The organism is Nocardioides pakistanensis, assembly GCF_054781215.1.
This window is the reverse complement of record NZ_BAAGUV010000001.1, coordinates 1-628: the sequence shown is the minus strand read 5'-3', so window position 1 is coordinate 628 and position 628 is coordinate 1. Positions and strand designations below refer to the sequence as shown.

1 rRNA gene is annotated in these 628 nt (G+C 51.4%); it reads right to left on the bottom strand.

The annotated features are described in order from the left end of the window. Nucleotides 1–292: ribosomal RNA gene (locus ACYVIH_RS00005) — 16S ribosomal RNA — on the bottom strand; the annotation flags it as partial. Between the last annotated feature and the right edge of the window lie 336 nt (nucleotides 293–628).

Genomic DNA, 628 nt, shown 5'->3' with positions numbered 1-628 from the left:
GGCTACCCGTCGTCGCCTTGGTAGGCCATTACCCCACCAACAAGCTGATAGGCCGCGAGCTCATCCCCAACCGATAAATCTTTCCACCCACACACCATGCGGTGATGGGACATATCCAGTATTAGACACCGTTTCCAGCGCTTATCCCAGAGTCAGGGGCAGATTGCTCACGTGTTACTCACCCGTTCGCCGCTCATCCACCCCCTGCAAGCAGGGAGCTTCAGCGCTCGACTTGCATGTGTTAAGCACGCCGCCAGCGTTCGTCCTGAGCCAGGATCAAACTCTCCGTAAAAAACAAAACGCAAACCAGCCACCGGAATAAGGCAACCAGCTGCAAGTTTGACCTGACAAAAACAAAACATCAAAACTGACGTTCAAATAATTGTCCAAAAAACATCACCAACACCAACCACCACCGTGATCAATGCCAGCAACACAAATAATTGGCACAAAACAATCAAGTGCACACTATTGAGTTCTCAAAGACCAGACACCACCCGTACCAGCCAAAGCCTTCCGAACAGCAACCTGTCCAACTTACCACCCGAACCCGCTCTACGCAAATCCGACTCACTCAAACCAAATGAGCACCAGAATCACACCCCCATCAGGATGCGACCTCAGTGGT